The sequence below is a fragment of the Streptomyces sp. ME19-01-6 genome (assembly GCF_033793745.1).
GTDB lineage: Bacteria > Actinomycetota > Actinomycetes > Streptomycetales > Streptomycetaceae > Streptomyces.
This window is the reverse complement of the sequence record NZ_JARAXF010000026.1, coordinates 14,109-29,713: the sequence shown is the minus strand read 5'-3', so window position 1 is coordinate 29,713 and position 15,605 is coordinate 14,109. Positions and strand designations below refer to the sequence as shown.

14 protein-coding genes and 1 pseudogene are annotated in these 15,605 nt (G+C 73.1%); 7 read left to right on the top strand and 8 right to left on the bottom strand.

Translation table 11 applies throughout. The features are described 5' to 3' along the window. Positions 1-587 precede the first annotated feature (587 nt). Complete coding sequence (locus tag PV419_RS38680) at positions 588-1,982, bottom strand: PhoX family protein (RefSeq protein ID WP_319697051.1); 1,395 nt, start codon at positions 1,980-1,982, stop codon at positions 588-590. 131 nt (positions 1,983-2,113) lie between these two features. Further along, positions 2,114-3,247, bottom strand: coding sequence for a cell division protein ZapE (gene zapE, locus PV419_RS38675; protein ID WP_319697049.1), 1,134 nt, complete (start codon positions 3,245-3,247; stop codon positions 2,114-2,116). 67 nt (positions 3,248-3,314) lie between these two features. On the opposite strand from zapE, the gene PV419_RS38670 reads away from it, so the two are divergent. From PV419_RS38670 to msrB, 4 genes are all read left to right on the top strand, one after another. After that, positions 3,315-4,151, top strand: coding sequence for a pyrimidine reductase family protein (locus tag PV419_RS38670; RefSeq protein WP_319697047.1), 837 nt, complete (start codon positions 3,315-3,317; stop codon positions 4,149-4,151). Positions 4,152-4,236: 85 nt separating this feature from the next. Continuing rightward, positions 4,237-4,713, top strand: a complete 477-nt coding sequence (locus tag PV419_RS38665; protein ID WP_319697045.1) for an indole-3-glycerol phosphate synthase — start codon at positions 4,237-4,239, stop codon at positions 4,711-4,713. A 146-nt stretch (positions 4,714-4,859) separates the two neighbouring features. Beyond that, entirely contained in the window at positions 4,860-6,290 is a 1,431-nt protein-coding gene (gene murC / locus PV419_RS38660) for a UDP-N-acetylmuramate--L-alanine ligase (protein ID WP_319697043.1), read from the top strand. 8 nt (positions 6,291-6,298) lie between these two features. Continuing rightward, positions 6,299-6,706 (top strand): peptide-methionine (R)-S-oxide reductase MsrB, encoded by a 408-nt coding sequence (msrB, locus tag PV419_RS38655; protein ID WP_319697041.1) that lies wholly within the window; start codon positions 6,299-6,301, stop codon positions 6,704-6,706. A 22-nt stretch (positions 6,707-6,728) separates the two neighbouring features. Here the strand turns inward: msrB and treZ are convergent, their stop codons facing one another. The 3 genes from treZ to PV419_RS38640 all read right to left on the bottom strand — a co-directional run bounded on the left by treZ (position 6,729) and on the right by PV419_RS38640 (position 10,006). Further along, entirely contained in the window at positions 6,729-8,474 is a 1,746-nt protein-coding gene (treZ, locus tag PV419_RS38650; RefSeq protein WP_319697039.1) for a malto-oligosyltrehalose trehalohydrolase, read from the bottom strand. 78 nt (positions 8,475-8,552) lie between these two features. Then, a complete protein-coding gene (locus tag PV419_RS38645) occupies positions 8,553-9,461 on the bottom strand; it encodes a GNAT family N-acetyltransferase (protein ID WP_319697037.1) in 909 nt (302 codons plus the stop codon). A 179-nt stretch (positions 9,462-9,640) separates the two neighbouring features. Next, positions 9,641-10,006: a MerR family transcriptional regulator gene (locus PV419_RS38640; protein ID WP_319697172.1), complete on the bottom strand. Its 366-nt coding sequence runs from the start codon at positions 10,004-10,006 to the stop codon at positions 9,641-9,643. A gap of 111 nt (positions 10,007-10,117) precedes the next feature. Here PV419_RS38640 and PV419_RS38635 point away from each other — a divergent pair, with 111 nt between their 5' ends. Next, complete coding sequence (locus PV419_RS38635) at positions 10,118-10,921, top strand: aminotransferase class IV family protein (protein WP_319697035.1); 804 nt, start codon at positions 10,118-10,120, stop codon at positions 10,919-10,921. Between the two features lie 15 nt (positions 10,922-10,936). Here the strand turns inward: PV419_RS38635 and PV419_RS38630 are convergent, their stop codons facing one another. Both PV419_RS38630 and PV419_RS38625 read right to left on the bottom strand, forming a co-directional pair. After that, entirely contained in the window at positions 10,937-11,683 is a 747-nt protein-coding gene (locus tag PV419_RS38630) for a response regulator transcription factor (RefSeq protein WP_319697034.1), read from the bottom strand. Further along, the gene (locus tag PV419_RS38625; protein WP_319697032.1) at positions 11,680-12,978 is read right to left on the bottom strand and encodes a sensor histidine kinase; all 1,299 of its coding nucleotides are present in this window, start codon (positions 12,976-12,978) and stop codon (positions 11,680-11,682) included. The genes PV419_RS38630 and PV419_RS38625 overlap by 4 nt, the downstream gene beginning before the upstream one ends. A gap of 145 nt (positions 12,979-13,123) precedes the next feature. On the opposite strand from PV419_RS38625, the gene PV419_RS38620 reads away from it, so the two are divergent. Further along, a complete protein-coding gene (locus PV419_RS38620) occupies positions 13,124-13,348 on the top strand; it encodes a hypothetical protein (protein ID WP_319697030.1) in 225 nt (74 codons plus the stop codon). A 17-nt stretch (positions 13,349-13,365) separates the two neighbouring features. Beyond that, positions 13,366-14,109: pseudogene (locus tag PV419_RS38615) on the top strand (RNA-guided endonuclease TnpB family protein); the annotation flags it as partial. 29 nt (positions 14,110-14,138) lie between these two features. Here the strand turns inward: PV419_RS38615 and lpdA are convergent. Next, positions 14,139-15,602, bottom strand: coding sequence for a dihydrolipoyl dehydrogenase (gene lpdA, locus PV419_RS38610; RefSeq protein WP_319697028.1), 1,464 nt, complete (start codon positions 15,600-15,602; stop codon positions 14,139-14,141). Positions 15,603-15,605: the final 3 nt, after the last annotated feature.

The following is a 15,605-nucleotide window of genomic DNA, read 5'->3' as shown; positions in this document are numbered from 1 at the left end:
CGGCCGCCCTGCTGCCCATCGCGGCGTGGCTGGTGCGCGTGTGCGTCAGCAACGAGCCGCCCGCGGCGCGCAACTGCGCCGCCGCGGCGACCAGCCCCGCCCGGGTCCACCTCAGCTCCGTGTTCACCGGGCTGTCCGCGGCGGCCGGGCTCGGCGTCGTGGGGGCGCTGTTCATCGCCTTGATCAGCGATCCGAAGACCTCCGACCAGCGGATCGACATCTCACGCTTGGACGCGACGTGCGCGGGGCTGCTCGCGGCTCTCAGCTGCGCCCTGCTGGGCACGGCGGTCGGCGCGTTGTTCAGCCGTCCGCTGCTGCTCAGCACCGGCTGGGGCATCCAGGCCACGGCGGTCGCCTCGCTGCTGGTGCTGGTGGTCTCGGCGTCGCCCGCGAACGCGGCCGTGTCCGACCTGGTCAGCGGCTCGCACACCGGCACCGTGACGCTGCCCCTGCTGCCGCTCGCCATGACCGGCGCGGTCGCCGCCGGGGCGACCGCGCTGGCCTGTGCACTCAGCTCACGGCGGTCGTGACGCGACTGCGTGCTGTGCGGCGAGCCGACCGAGCACCCCGCGTCGCGGCCCGGGGGCTCAGTGGCGCCAGGGCCCGGTCACCGCGAAGGTCGTGCCCGGGGTGTAGCAGTTCACGTACATCGTGCGCCGGTCCGGCGCGAAGGTCACCCCCGCGAACTCACCCCACTCGGGCTCCTCAGGTGTGCCAAGGTTTTGGCGTCCGCGCGCCATCGGATAGACCTCCCCGCGCCTGGTCAGCCCGAAGACGTGCTGCGCGCCGTTGCCGTCCTCGCAGACCATCAGGCCGCCGCTGGGCGCGAGCGTGATGTTGTCCGGTGACTCGCCGGGCAGCTGGACGTCCGTGCTCGGGCCGAAGACGATCACGAGGGTGAGGCGGCGCTGCTCCGGGTCGTACCGCCAGATCTGCCCGTAGTGGTCGGCGGCCGAGCCGTCCGCGCTCTTGGCGAAGCTGGAGACGAAGTAGACGGACGTGCCGCCCCAGTAGCAGCCCTCGAGTTTCTGCGCGTGGGTGATGCCCTTGGGGCCGAAGTCCTGGAACCGGACGGGGGTCTGTTTGGCGAGCGGGTCGGGGACCGGCACCCATTCGATGTCGCGGAAGGACGTGCCGGTCTCCTGGACGGCCGACAGATCCCGTACGCCGGGCACGCGCATCGCGTACAGCTCGCCGCCCGCGCGCAGCGACCCGGTGCCGCCGAGCGGCTTGCGCGGCAGGAAGCGGTAGAAGAGGCCGAAGGGCTTCTCGAAGGCGTCCTCGGTCTCGTAGACGACTCCGTTACGCGGGTCGATCGCGATGGCCTCGTGCTGGAAGCGCCCCATGGCGGTCAGCGGTACGGCGCCGGTGCGGCGCGGGTCGTACGGGTCGACCTCGAAGATGAAGCCGTGGTCTTTGGTGTAGCCGTTGGTGCCGGCCTTGTCCTCGGTCTCCTCGCAGGTCAGCCAGGTGTTCCAGGGGGTGGGGCCGCCGGCGCAGTTGACGGCGGTGCCCGCGATGGCGACGTGTTCGGCGAGGACGCGGTTGCCGGCGTCGAGTTCGAGGGCCGTACAGCCGCCCATGCCCATGGGGTCGTAGGTGATGCCCTGGACGGCGGGGACGCGGATCGCCGCGGTGGGGCGGTTCTCGTGGTTGCGGACCAGGTGGGTGCGGGCCCGGGCGCCGGTCCGGCCGGGGAAGGCGGCCATGCCGTCGTGGTGGCTGGGGACCTTGCCCTCGCCGGAGCGCAGCTCGTCGCCCTCGCGGGAGAGAACCTGGTAGCGGAAGCCCTTGGGGAGGTCGAGCAGGCCGTCGGGGTCGGGGACGAGGGGGCCGTAGCCGCCGGAGCCGGCGGCGGCCTCCTGGCCGGGCTCGGCGGCCGCGGCCGTACCGGCGAAGAGTTCGGAGATGTTGCCTGCGAAGGCGATGGCGGCCCCGGCGGCGCCGCTGCGGGCCAGGACCTGACGTCGCGTTACTGACATGCGGTAACTCCCTGCTGGCGGACAGGAAATGTGACCGCACGTGTGTATCACGCGGATTCGCGCGCGGGAACCATCCGATCAACGGTCACGGCTGCGCGTCGCGCTTCTTTTGTGGCTCGGTTCTCCCCCAGCTACCGCTGGGAGGTGCCCCCGGCCGGGGGCGAGGGCACCAGCCGCTTCGCGTCCCGCGCGAGCGCCGTGAGCCGTGATATCGCCCGGAAGTACTTCTTCCGGTAGCCGCCCTCGAGCATCTCCTCGCTGAAAAGACGGTCGAACGGCACCCCGGACGCCAGCACCGGCACCTCACGGTCGTAGAGCCGGTCGGCCAGCACCACCAGCCGCAGCGCGGTCGACTGGTCGGGCACCGACTCGACCCCGGTCAGGCACACCGCCTCGATCCCGTCGCACATCGCGCCGTAGCGGCTCGGGTGGACGCGGGAGAGGTGGTCGAGGAGGGTGGGGAAGTCGTCGAGCGAGGCGCCGGGCGTGCGGTGCGCGGCGCGGGTGACGGCCTCGTCCGAGTACGGGGAGGTGGCCTTGGGCAGGCCGCGGTGGCGGTAGTCCTCGCCGTCGATGCGCAGCGTCCGGAAGCGGGCGGACAGGCCCTGGATCTCGCGCAGGAAGTCGGCCGCGGCGAACCGGCCCTCGCCGAGCTTGCCGGGGAGCGTGTTGGAGGTGGCGGCGAGCGCCACGCCCGCGTCGACGAGCTTGCCGAGCAGTGTGGAGACCAGCACCGTGTCGCCCGGGTCGTCCAGCTCGAACTCGTCGATGCACAGCAGCCGGTGGCCGCTGAGGGTCTGCACGGTCTGCTGGAAGCCGAGGGCGCCGACCAGGTTGGTCAGCTCGACGAAGGTGCCGAACGCCTTGCGCTCGGGCGGGGCCGCGGTGGCGTGCCAGAGGGAGGCCAGCAGATGGGTCTTGCCGACGCCGTAGCCGCCGTCCAGATACATCCCGCGCGGGCCGCGCGGCGCGGCGGGCCTGGACTCCCGGCGGAACCAGCTCTTGCGGCGGGGCTCCGCCGCCCCCGGGCCGCCGCTGACGGAGGTGGCGAAGGCCGCCAGCTCCTTGACGGCCGTGGTCTGGCTGGGCTGTCCCGGGTCGGGGATGTAGTTGTCGAAGCTCACCGTCGAGAAGCGCGGTGGCGGGACCATCTCCGCCACCAGACGCTCGGCGGGGACGTGCGGCGTACGGGAGGCGAGGGCGGCGGGGGCCTGGTCGGCTATCGGACCCGCGGGCCTGTCGGTCGTGGTGGTTCGAGATGACACAAATTCCCAGCGTAGTCGCTTCGGGGAAGGTCACCGCCGGATAGGGAGGCATGTCACACTGCGGCGTATGCGACGCCTGTTCCCTCCGACCGCCGAACCGCCCGTCGAAACGTCCGCCGAAGCGGCTGCCGAGTCGTCCGCCGGACCGCCCTCGTGGGAGGACCGCGAGTGGGGGCTGGACGAGCTGGCCGAGGCGTACGCCTACCCGGACCTCCCGGCCGGCCCGGGCCGGCCCGTGGGCGTCTGGCTGCGGGCCAACATGGTGTCCTCGCTGGACGGGGCCGCCCATCACGACGGGCGGTCGCAGCCGCTGTCCTCCGCCGCCGACATGCGGATCTTCGGGGTGCTGCGGGGGCTGGCCGACGCGGTCGTGGTCGGCGCCGAGACCGTACGCCGGGAGGGCTACCGCCCGGCCCGCGCCCGCGAGGCGTTCGTCGCCCGGCGGGCGGCGCGGGGCCGCCCGCCGGTGCCCGCGATCGCCGTGGTCAGCGCGAGCCTGGACCTGGACTTCGCGCTGCCCCTGTTCACCGAGCCGCTGGTACCCACGCTCGTGGTCACCGGCGCGCAGGCCCCCGCGGACCGCTTGGCGGCGGCCCGGCAGGCGGGCGCCGAGGTGGTCCTGGCGGGGGAGGGGGCCGCGGTGGATCCGGCGCGGGCGGTGGCCGCGCTCGCCGAGCGCGGCCTGACCCGGCTGCTGTCGGAGGGCGGGCCGAAGCTGCTCGGGCAGTTCGCGGCGGCCAGGGTGCTGGACGAGCTGTGTCTGTCGCTGGCCCCGCTGGTGGCGGCGGGCGACGCGGCGCGGATCGTCAACGGCCACGTGCTGGTGGAACCGGAGCGGTTCTCTCTCTTTTCCGTCCTGGAGGACGCTGGGTTTCTTTTCACCAGCTACCGTCGCAGGCGGTAATAAGGCGATAATTGGTTTTAGTTAAAAAAGGAATATACGGAATAAACCGCAGGAGAGGGCGCCGGCTGTGTTCACGAGCGTATTGATGATCGAGAAGCCCCTGAGCCACGTCGACGTGGAATTCGTCACCACCTTGCACGGCGACGACCCGGTCTCCTTCGTCGTGCTCATGCAGCCGCGGGGCAGCAAGGACCGGCTGCTGCGCGCGATCGACGACATCGCGCTCGGCGATCTGGAGCACGCCGTCCAGGAACGGGAGGAACCCGAGGGGCAGGAGGCGCTGGAGCCCGCCGAGCGCGCCCTCAACCACTCCCTCGCCGCCCTGCGCGCCGCGGGCAGCGAGGCCCGCGGGGAGATCGTCCAGCGCCACCCGCTGGACGCGCTGCGCGGGGTGGTCGAGCAGGCCGGCGCCGACGAGGTGATCGTGTTGACCGCGCCGCACTTCGTGGAGGAGTTCTTCCACCGGGACTGGGCGTCGCGGGCGCGCCACAAGGTGGGCGTCCCGGTGCTCAAACTCTTCTCGCACGCGGCCGACGAGGAACAGCCGGCGACAGGCGCCTGAGTACGCGGCGGGCCCGTGCGTACGCGGCGGGCCCGCCCTTCATCCGCCCCGCCGGTGCGCCGGACGGGCCTTCGCCGACCCCACCCCCGCAGGGTGCGAGAATCAGGGCCGACAGCGACGAACCGCGACCCAGGGGAGACCCGCACATGGCACCGGCCGGCTTTGCCTCCGACGCGATGGCCCGACCGCACTTCATCGGCATCGGCGGCGCCGGGATGTCGGGCATCGCGAAGATCCTCGCCATGCGCGGCTCGCGGGTCGCGGGCAGCGACTCCAAGGACTCCCCGACCGTCGAGGCGCTGCGCGCCCTCGGGGTGACGGTGCACATCGGCCACGCCGCCGAGCATCTGGCGGCCGACGCCACCAGCGTGGTCGTCTCCAGCGCGATCCGCGCCGACAACGCCGAGCTGGCCGCGGCCGCCGAGCGCGGCATCCCCGTCATACACCGCTCCGACGCGCTGGCCGGCCTGATGGACGGCGCCCGCCCGATCGCGGTCGCGGGCACCCACGGCAAGACGACCACCACCTCCATGCTGGCCGTCTCCCTCACCACCCTCGGCCTCGACCCGTCGTACGCGATCGGCGGCGACCTGGACGCCCCCGGCTCGAACGCCCGGCACGGCGGCGGCGACATCTTCGTCGCCGAGGCCGACGAGAGCGACCGCAGCTTCCACAAGTACGCGCCCGAGGTCGCGATCATCCTCAACGTGGAGCTCGACCACCACGCCAACTACGCCTCGATGGACGAGATCCACGAGTCGTTCCAGACCTTCGTGGAGCGGATCCGGCCCGGCGGCACGCTGGTCGTCTCCGCCGACCACCCCGGCGCCCGCGAGCTGACCGGCCGCGTCACCGGCCGCGAGGGCCTGCGGGTGCTCACCTACGGCGAGGACCCGGGCGCGGACGTGCGCGTCCTGGACATCGCCCAGCGGGGACTGACCAGCGAGGTCACCGTCCTCCTCCCGGACGTCCCGGGCGGCGGCGAGCTGACCTTCACCGTCTCCGTCCCCGGCCGCCACTACGCCTTCAACGCCGTCGCCGCCCTGACCGCCGGCGCGGCCCTCGGCGTCCCCGCCCGCGAGCTGGCCCCCGCTCTCGGCTCGTACACCGGCGTCAAGCGCCGCCTCCAGCTCAAGGGCGTCGCGGCCGGAGTGCAGGTCATCGACTCCTACGCACACCACCCCACCGAGATCTCCGCCGACCTGGAGGCGATCCGCGGCGGCGCCGGCGACGGCCGGGTGCTGGTCGTCTTCCAGCCCCACCTCTTCAGCCGCACCCGCGAGCTGGGCGCCGAGATGGGCGAGGCGCTCGCCCTCGCCGACGCCGGCGTCGTCCTGGACATCTACCCCGCCCGTGAGGACCCCGTCCCCGGCATCACCAGCGCCCTGATCATCGACGCCGCCGCCCGCCGCGGCGCGGACGTCACCGCCGAGCACGACCGGACCGCGGTCCCCGAGCTGATCGCCGGAATGGCCAAGCCCGGTGACCTTGTTCTCACCATGGGCGCGGGCGACGTCACCGATCTCGGTCCGGAGATCCTCGCCCGCCTGCGGAGCGTCGAGAGCGCGGAGAGCTAGGAGATTCCATGCCGTACGAGATCGACAAGCCGGAAGACCAGTGGCGCGCGGAGCTGACCCCGCAGGAGTACCACGTCCTCCGCGAGGCCGGCACCGAGCGCGCCTTCACGGGTGAGTACACCGACACCAAGACGGCCGGCGTCTACTCCTGCCGCGCCTGCGGGGCCGAGCTGTTCCGCTCCGCGACCAAGTTCGAGAGCCACTGCGGCTGGCCGTCCTTCTACGACCCGGCCGACACCTCCGCCGTCGAACTGATCGAGGACCGCTCGCTCGGCATGGTCCGCACCGAGGTCCGCTGCGCCCGCTGCGGCTCCCACCTCGGCCATGTGTTCGCGGGCGAGGGCTACCCGACCCCGACCGACCAGCGCTACTGCATCAACTCGGTCTCGCTCCGCCTGGAGCCGGAGGAGGGCTGACCCCTCGGCCCGGCGGGGCCCCTCACCGCAGCACCACCGCCGTCTCCGGCGGCAGCCGCAGGGTGCCGTCCGCGGCGGGCGGGTCGGTGTGCTGCCAGGCGGCGACGACCTGGGTGCGGTCGGCGGCGTGCGGGCCGAGGCGGGCCTCGGCCGGGCGGTCGTACGGGTTGATCACGATGCGGAGCGGGCCGCGACGGAAGGCGACGCAGCCGTCCGAGGGGACGGACAGGCGGATGGCGGACAGGCGGGGGTCGGTCAGGGCCGGTTCGGCGCGGCGCAGGGCGATCAGCCGCCGGTGCCAGTCGAGCAGCCTGGCGTGCGGCTCGCGGGCCGGCTCGGTCCAGTCCAGGCAGGAGCGCAGCCGCGTCGCCGGGTCCTGCGGGTCGGGGATGTCCTCCTCAGCCCAGCCGTGGGCGGCGAACTCCCGGCGCCGGCCGCGCCGTACGGCCTCGGCCAGCTCCGGGTCCTGATGGTCCGTGAAGTACTGCCAGGGCGTGCGCGCCCCCCACTCCTCGCCCATGAAGAGCATCGGCGTGAAGGGCGAGCACAGTACGACGGCGGCCGCGCAGGCCAGCAGCCCGGGGGAGAGCCGGGCGGAGAGCCGGTCGCCGACCGCGCGGTTGCCGATCTGGTCATGGGTCTGGGCGTAGCCCAGCAGGCGGTACGCGGGGGTGGTCAGGGTGTTCAGCGGGGCGCCGTGGCTCCGGCCGCGGAACGCCGAGTACGTGCCGTCGTGGAAGAAGCCGCCGATCAGGGTCTTGGCGAGGGCGTGTACCCCCTCGGCGGCGAAGTCGACGTAATAGCCCTGCCGTTCGCCGGTGAGCAGGGTGTGCAGGGCGTGATGGAAGTCGTCGTTCCACTGCGCGTGCAAGCCGTGGCCGCCCGCCTCACGCGGGGTGGTGGTGCGCGGGTCGTTCAGGTCCGACTCGCCGATGAGGAACAGCGGACGGCCCACCTGGGCGGCCAGCCCGTCCACGGCGGCGGACAGCTCGGCGAGGAAGTGGCGCGCGCGGGTGTCGCGCAGCGCGTGCACCGCGTCGAGCCGCAGCCCGTCCAGGCGGTAGTCGCGCAGGTGGGCGAGGGCGCTGCCCAGGAAGTACGCGCGGACCTCGTCGGAGCCGGGGGCGTCCAGGTTGACGGCCGCCCCCCACGGCGTGTGGTGGGTCTCGGTGAAGTACGGGCCGAAGGCGGGCAGATGGTTGCCGGAGGGGCCCAGATGGTTGTGGACCACGTCCAGCACCACGCCGAGGCCGTGGCCGTGCGCGGCGTCCACGAAGCGCGCGAGCCCCTCCGGCCCCCCGTACGGCTCGTGCACCGCCCATGGCGCCACGCCGTCGTACCCCCAGCCGTGCGCCCCCGGAAACGGGCAGACCGGCATCAGCTCGACGTGGGTGACCCCCAGGTCGGCCAGGTGCGGCAGGCGCTCGGCGGCCGCGTCGAAGGTCCCCTCGCGGGTGAAGGTGCCGATGTGCAGCTCGTACAGGACCGCGCCCGGCAGCGGCCGCCCCCGCCACTCCCGCCGCCACGGGAAGCCCGCGGGGTCCACGACCGCGCTCAGGCCCTCGGGGCCGTCGGGCTGGCGGCGGGAGCGCGGGTCGGGCAGCGGCGCGCCGCCGTCCAGCGCGAAGCCGTAGCGCGCGCCGGGCCCGGCCTCGGCCGCCGCCCGCCACCACCCCTCCCGGGCCGGATCGCGCTCCATGGGGTGCGTACGGCCCTCCAGCTGGAGCTCGACCCGCCCGGCGCGCGGCGCCCACACCTCGAACAGCACTGACGTCTCCTCACCTCAGCGGTGCCTGAGGGACCATGCTGCGCGACGCGGGGTGCGCCGCGCAGCAGGCCACGGGTATCAGACCAGTTCGATGCGCTCCTGGGTGATGGGATAGCCCGCCTTGGCGAAGTGCGCGGCCATCGGGAAGTTGGCCTGGTCGGTCGCCGCCGCGATCTTCGTCGCGCCCCGCTCCACCAGGTCGTGTGTGCACTCCACCAGCAGGTCGTACGCGTAGCCGTGGCCGCGCTGCCCGTCGACCACCCCGATCTGGCCGACACAGGGGCCGGACGGGTTGTGCGCGGGAACCTGGATGCCGACCAGCTCCCCCTCGGGCGTGAACGCCAGCCGCCACCACTCGCGCGGCGACGGGCACCAGCTCAGGAAGTTCATCAGCTCGCGCACCGCGGCCTCGACGCCGCCTTGAGCCAAGGCCCGCTGGTCGTGCGCGTCGAGTGTGCCCGGCATGATGCGGCGCAGCGCCTCGGCGATCATCGCGTCGTCGGGCTCCGGCCGGAACACAAGCCGCCCCGGCCGCTCGGGAAGCCCGCACTCGGGCGTCCACTCGTAGCGGTAGCGCTCCACCAGCGGCTCCATCCCGGCGGCGAGGGCGGCATCGACCCGGGCCTGCGCCGCCGCCCGCTCCTCGGGCCTCTCGCGCCAGCCGGGCGCCGCGAGCAGGCTGTACTCGGCGTGCAGCGGGGCGGTGCGCAGCAACTGCGCCGCCGCGTCGGCCTCGCCGTCGGCGAATTCGAACCAGTCCAGCGTCACGGGTGCCGCGTCATCGGACGCGCCCCACCAGGCGGCGCGGGCGACCACACGGCCGTCGCGCAGCGCGACCCAGGTCCAGTCGGGGCGGTAGTCGCCGCCCTCGGCGCGGGTGCGGTAGGTCTGGCCGAAGCGGGCGCGGCCGACGAGCGCGGGGTCGTGCAGGGTGTGAAAGAGATGTGCGTCGCTCTCGGTGAGCGCGCGGATGACCAGCTCGGTCATGAGATTCCTTCCGGGAAAGCGATGCGCTCCCGGTCGGATCGGCGATCAGACGGCGGTACGCCCGGTGGACAGGGGGCGGGAGCGCGGGAACGTGATGATGTCCATGGCTCTCGCCTCCTTCCTCGATCATGGGCGTGCCCGCACTTTATGCGGGCCGACGGATCCGCGTCCAGGTGTTTTCAGAGCGGCTCAGGATTGTGGGCGGGCTGCGCCAGATAGTCGGCGAGGGTGCCCCGGCTGCGCCGCAGCTCGTCGAGGCGGTCGTCCACGGCCGCCAACTCCCCTTGCAGGATGGCCCGCAGGTCCGCGCACCAGTCGAAGCCCGGCTGCTCGCCCCGGGCGCAGGGCAGCACCTTGCGGATCACCTCGGTGGACAGACCCGCCTTCAGCAGGGCGCGGATCTGCCGCACGGTGATCACCGAGTCCTCGTCGTAGTCGCGGTAGCCGTTGTGACCGCGCCGGGCCTCGAGCAATCCCTGTTCCTCGTAGTACCGCAGCAGCCGTGTGCTGACGCCCGTACGCCGGGACAACTCCCCGATCAGCATCCGCCCCGTGCCCTCCGAGCTTGACCTTTCCACCGATGTGAAGCCATAACGTCGGCTCCGCGAGCGAGCATTCCGCGTCCGCTCAGCCGCTTCCCAACCGATGGAGTGATCATGACTTCTTCTGTCGCACACCGCAACGGCCGGGCCGCCACCGCCGAGGAGTTGGCGCCACTCGCCTTCGCCGGCTATGCCCACTTCACCGCCATGCAGGTGCGCGGGGGCCGGGTCCGGGGCCTTGACCTCCATCTGGAGCGGCTGCGGACCGCCTCGGTGGAGTTGTTCGGCCGCGCGCTGCCCGACGACGAGGTGCGGTCGTCTCTGCGGGCGGCGCTGGAGGCAGGCCCGGCCGACCTCTCACTGACGGCCACGGTCTACTCGAGGGCGGGCGAGTTCACCGCGGCCGGGGCGGAGGGGGAGTCCGAGATGCTGGTCCGCACGGGGCCGCCCTCGTCCGGGCCGGAGGGTCCGCTGGCGCTGGCAGCGGTCGAACACGAACGGTTCCTCCCGGCCGTGAAGCACGTCGGTGAGGTGGCCAAGACCTACTTCCTCCGTCAGGCCGTCGCGCAGGGCTTCGACGACGCCGCCTTCGTGGACCGGCGGGGGCGGCTCAGCGAGGCGACGATCTGGAATCTCGCCTTCTGGGACGGTGACTCGGTGGTGTGGCCCGCGGCCGAGGTGCTGGGCGGGATCACCATGAGCATCGTCCGCCGACAACTGGACCGCCTCGGCGTCCCTCAGCGCTTCCAGGAGGTCACGCTCGCCGACCTGCCGACGCTGGCCGGGGGCGTGGTCATGAACTCGTGGACGCCGGGCGTGGCGGTGCGCCGGATCGGGTCCGTGACCCTGCCCGAGGCGCCGTCCTTCCTGGACCTGCTGCACAAGGCCTACGAGTCCGAAACCCTCACCGTGCCGTGAGACTTTGCGGGGGAGTCATCCGAGCAGGCCCGCGTCGTGGGCCAACAGCGCGATCTGCACGCGGTTGTTGAGATCCAGCTTGGTCAGGATCCGTGACACATGCGTCTTGACGGTCGCGACGCTCATGAACAGGCCCGCGGAGATCTCCGCGTTGGACTTGCCCTGGCCCACCGCGACCGCGACCTCGCGCTCCCGGTCGTTCAGCCGGCCGAGCAGCGCCCGGGCCCGCTCCCGCCGCCCGTCCCGGCCCTCGCCCGCCACATGCTCGATGAGCTGCTGGGTCACGGTGGGGGACAGTACCGGCTCGCCCGCCGCCACCCGCCGCACGGCCGCGACGAGGTCGGCGGGCGGGGTGTCCTTGAGCACGAAGCCCGCCGCTCCGGCGCGCAGCGCCCGCAGTACATGCTCGTCCGCGTTGAAAGTCGTCAGGATCACCACCTCGGGGGCTGGTTCGCGCTGCCGCAGCTGCTCGGTCGCGGCCAGCCCGTCCACCGTGGGCATGCGGATGTCCATGAGGACGACGTCGGGGGAGTGGCGGTCCACGAGCGCGGCGACCTCCGCGCCGTCGGACGCCTCGGCGACGATCTCGATGCCGGAGGAGGCGCCGCCGAGCATCAGCCGCAGCCCGGCGCGGACCAGCGGGTCGTCGTCGACGATCAGCAGGCGGGTCGGGGTGGGGGAGGGCGCGGGCGCGGGGCCGGGTGCGGGCGCGGGGCTGGGCGCGGGCGCCGGTTCGGCGGATTCCGGTGGGGATGGGCTCATGCGGGCCACGGTAGCCAGGCGTACAGCCGGAAGTCCCCGGCGTCCGAAGGGCCGCACTCCAGCCGGCCGCCCGTCAGCGCCGCGCGCTCGGCCAGCCCGGCCAGGCCCTGGCCCGATCCGGGGATCGCCCCGGGGAGCGCCCCCGGCCGGTCCTCGTCGCGTGGCGGGGCACCCGGGGTGCGGGCGCGCACCGGGGCGCGTACGGCATTGCGCACCTCCACGGTCAGCCCCTCACCGGGCGCCCCAGACGCCGTCACCGTCACCTCCGCGCCGGGCGCGTGCTTGCGCGCGTTGGTCAGCCCCTCCTGGACGACGCGGTAGGCCGCACGGCCCGTGGCGCCCGGCACGGCCGCCGCGCCGGCCCCGGCGACGCCCGCCTCGTCCGACAGCGTCACCCGCATGCCCGCCTGGCGCGACTCCTCCGCCAGCCGCGGCAGATCGGCGAGGGTCGGCTGCGGCCGGTCGGGCGGGCTGCCGTCGGTGGCGTCGGCAGCAGCATCGGAGTCCGGGGCCCGCAGCACGCCGATCACCTCGCGCAGATCCTGCAGCGCCTGGTGCGCGCTGCTGCGTATCACCCCGGCGGCCTCGGCCACCTCCTGCGGGGACGCGTCGGCCCGGTACTCCAGCGCCCCCGCGTGCACGCTCAGCAGGGAGAGCCGGTGGGCGAGCACATCGTGCATCTCCCGGGCGATCCGCTCGCGCGTCAGACGCTGCGTCCGCTCGGCGCGCAGCGCCGCCTCCGCCTCGGCCCGCGCGGCCCGGTCGCGCAGCGACTCCAGCAGCTGGCGCCGGGAGCGCACGAACATGCCCCAGCCGATGGCGCCGCTGACCAGCAGAGCCCCGAGAACCACGTCCCCGATGTAGGAGAGGTCGGGGTCGGGGTGCACCAGCGGGGCGACGAAGATCTGGACCAACGCCACCCCGCCGACCCACACGACCGTACGCAGCGGCCGGTGCACCGCGACCGTGAACAGCGCCACGAGCAGCGGCCCCGCGACGTAGAACGAGACCACGCCCGCGGCGAGCAGCACCAGCGCCAGCCCGACCGGCCGGCGGCGGCGCAGCCACAGCGCGAGACAGGCCGCCACCCCGGTCATCAGGTCCGCGAACAGCGCCTCGTCCGACACCGAAGGGTCGGTGGCCATCGACTCGCAGGCCGTCAGCGAGAACACGGCCGCGATCGAGATGCAGCACACGTCCACGATCCAGTCGCGCAGGGTGCGGCGCGTCCTGACGCGCTCGCCGCCGCGCGCCCGCTCGCTGCTTGCCGTCCGCGCGGCGTCTGAGCTGCCCATACCGACGAATCTACTGGTGAGCGGGGGCGCGGTCGCCGCCTCGGACGCGGGCATCGACCAAAGTCGCGGGGCGGCGACCAAAGTCGCAGGGCCTTAGACCTTTGGCCGACCCGCGTCCGCGGGTTTGCCGCCTAGCCTCGAACGCATGAGAAAAACGTGCGAGTGGGTAGGGAGTGTGCTGCTGGTCCTGGGCCTCGGCGGGTTGGTCCACCACTTCATCGGCTGGTTCGGGAAGTGGGCGGTGGTCCGGTATGTGCCGTTCCTGGACGGCTATGAGCTGTATGCGAATGCCGCCCTGGCCGTGGTCGGTTTCCTCATGGTCGCCGTCGCGGAGGAGGCGGCCAAGCGTCCGTCCGGTCCGCTCATATGATCTCCTTCGAGGAAGCGCCGTCCACGGTGACCGTGTCGCAGGATGCGGCCGGACGCTGGTATGTGTCCCTCCTGTGCGAGGACCCGGCCGTGAAGCCGCTGACCGCCACGGATACGGCGGTCGGCGTGGATGCCGGACTGGACCATCTGCTGACCCTGTCCACGGGGGAGAAGATCACCAACCCCCGGCACGAGCGGCGCGACCGGGCGCGCCTGGCCAAGGCCCAGCGGGAACTTTCCCGCAAGGCCAAGGGTGACGGCGCGAACCGGGCCAGGGCCCGGCGGAGGGTCGCGCGCATCCATGCCCGCATCGCCGACCGGCGACGCGACAACCTGCACAAGCTCACCACTCGGCTCGTTCGTGAAAACCAAACGATCGTGATCGAGGACCTCACCGTTCGGAATCTGCTGAAGAACGGCAAGCTGGCCCGCGCCATCTCCGATGCGGTCTGGTCGGAGTTCCGCAGCATGCTGGAGTACAAGGCCCAGTGGTACGGACGCGAAGTGATCGCGGTCGACCGCTGGTTCCCCTCTTCCAAGCTGTGCTCGAACTGCGGAACCCTGCAGCACAAGATGCCGCTGCACATCCGCACCTGGACGTGCGAGTGCGGCATCACCCACGACCGCGACGTGAACGCGGCACAGAACCTCAAGGCCGACGGGCTGGCGGTGTCGGCCTGTGGAGCCGGTGTAAGACCTCAACGGAGTATTCCGGGCGGGCAGTCGGCGATGAAGCAGGAAACCCTACGGCGCGAGCCGTAGGAATCTGCTCCTTCAGGAGGGGGAGGAAGTCAAATCTGATGCAGACCGCGCCCCGCGAGAGTGAGGAAGGCCTCGCCGACCGCCTCCGAGAGGGTGGGGTGCGGGTGGATGTGCTGGGCCACGTCCGAGGGTTCGGCGTCCCAGCCGACGATCAGCTGGCTCTCGGCGACCATCTCCGAGACATGGGGGCCGACGAGATGGACGCCGAGGACCGGGCCGGTGCCCTCGCCCGTCCGCTCGGCGACGACCTTCACCATGCCTCCCTGGCCGTGCACCATGCCCTTGGCCACGGCGGTCAGCGGCATGGTGTTGACGACGACGTCGAGGCCCCGCTCGCGCGCCTGTGCCTCCGACAGGCCGACGGCGGCGGTCTGCGGACTGGAGTAGGTCACCCGGGGGACGGTGTCGTAGAACGCGGGTTGGGGTTGAGGTCGGGGTGAGTGGCCCGCCAGGGTCTCGGCCACCAGCAGCCCTTCCGCGAAGGAGGCGTGGGCCAGCCCGAGTGACGGCGGGGGCAGCAGATCGCCGACGACATGGATGCCCGGCACCGCGGTCTCCAGCCGCGACCAGTCGGCGGGGGCGACAAATCCGCGGTCGTCGGTGGTCAGCCCGGCGGCGCCCAGGTTCAGGCCGTCGGTGACCGGGGCACGGCCGACGGCGACCAGCAGCCGCTGGGTGTCGAGGGCGCGCGGCTCGCCGCGGGCCGGGCGGATGGTGGCGCGCACCCCGTCCGCGTAGGGCTCGGCGTGCTCCAGCCGGGCGCCGGTCAGCACCTCGATACCGCGCTTCTTCAGCCCGCGTGTCAGATGGCGGCTGACATCCGCGTCCTCGAGCGGCAGCAGCCGGTCCGCCGCCTCGACGAGGGTGACGTCCGCGCCCATGGAGCGGTGCAGTGAGGCGTATTCGACGCCGATCGCCCCGCCGCCCAGGACCAGGACGGAGGCCGGGAGTCCCGGGGCGAAGAGGGCGTCGTCGCTGGTGACGACCCGTCGGCCGTCCGGAGCCAGCCCGGGGAGAGTGCGCGGGCGGGAGCCGGTCGCCAGCACGATGCCCCGCCGCGCGGTCCACTCGCCGCCCGCGCCTGCGCCCCCGCCCGCGCCCGGCGCCGTGCCGGCCGGCTCGATGCGTACGGTGCGCGGGCCGGTCAGGGCGGCGGAGCCGCGCACCACGTGGACGCCCGCGTGGGACAGATGGCCTTCGACGCCGCGGTGGTTGCGGGCCACGATGTCGTCGCGGGTCGCGGTGAGCGCGGACCAGTCCACGGCGTCCAGCGTGGCCTTCACCCCCCACCGCTCACGCGCCTCGGAGATGCCGTCGACCAACTCCGCGGCGTGCAGCATCGCCTTGCTGGGGATGCAGCCGCGGTGCAGGCAGGTCCCGCCCACCAGATCGCGTTCGGCCAGGACGACGTCGAGACCGAGGGCGGCCGCGCGCAGCGCGGTGCTGTAGCCGCCGGTTCCGCCGCCGATGACGATGATGTCTGTCTCATGCATGGG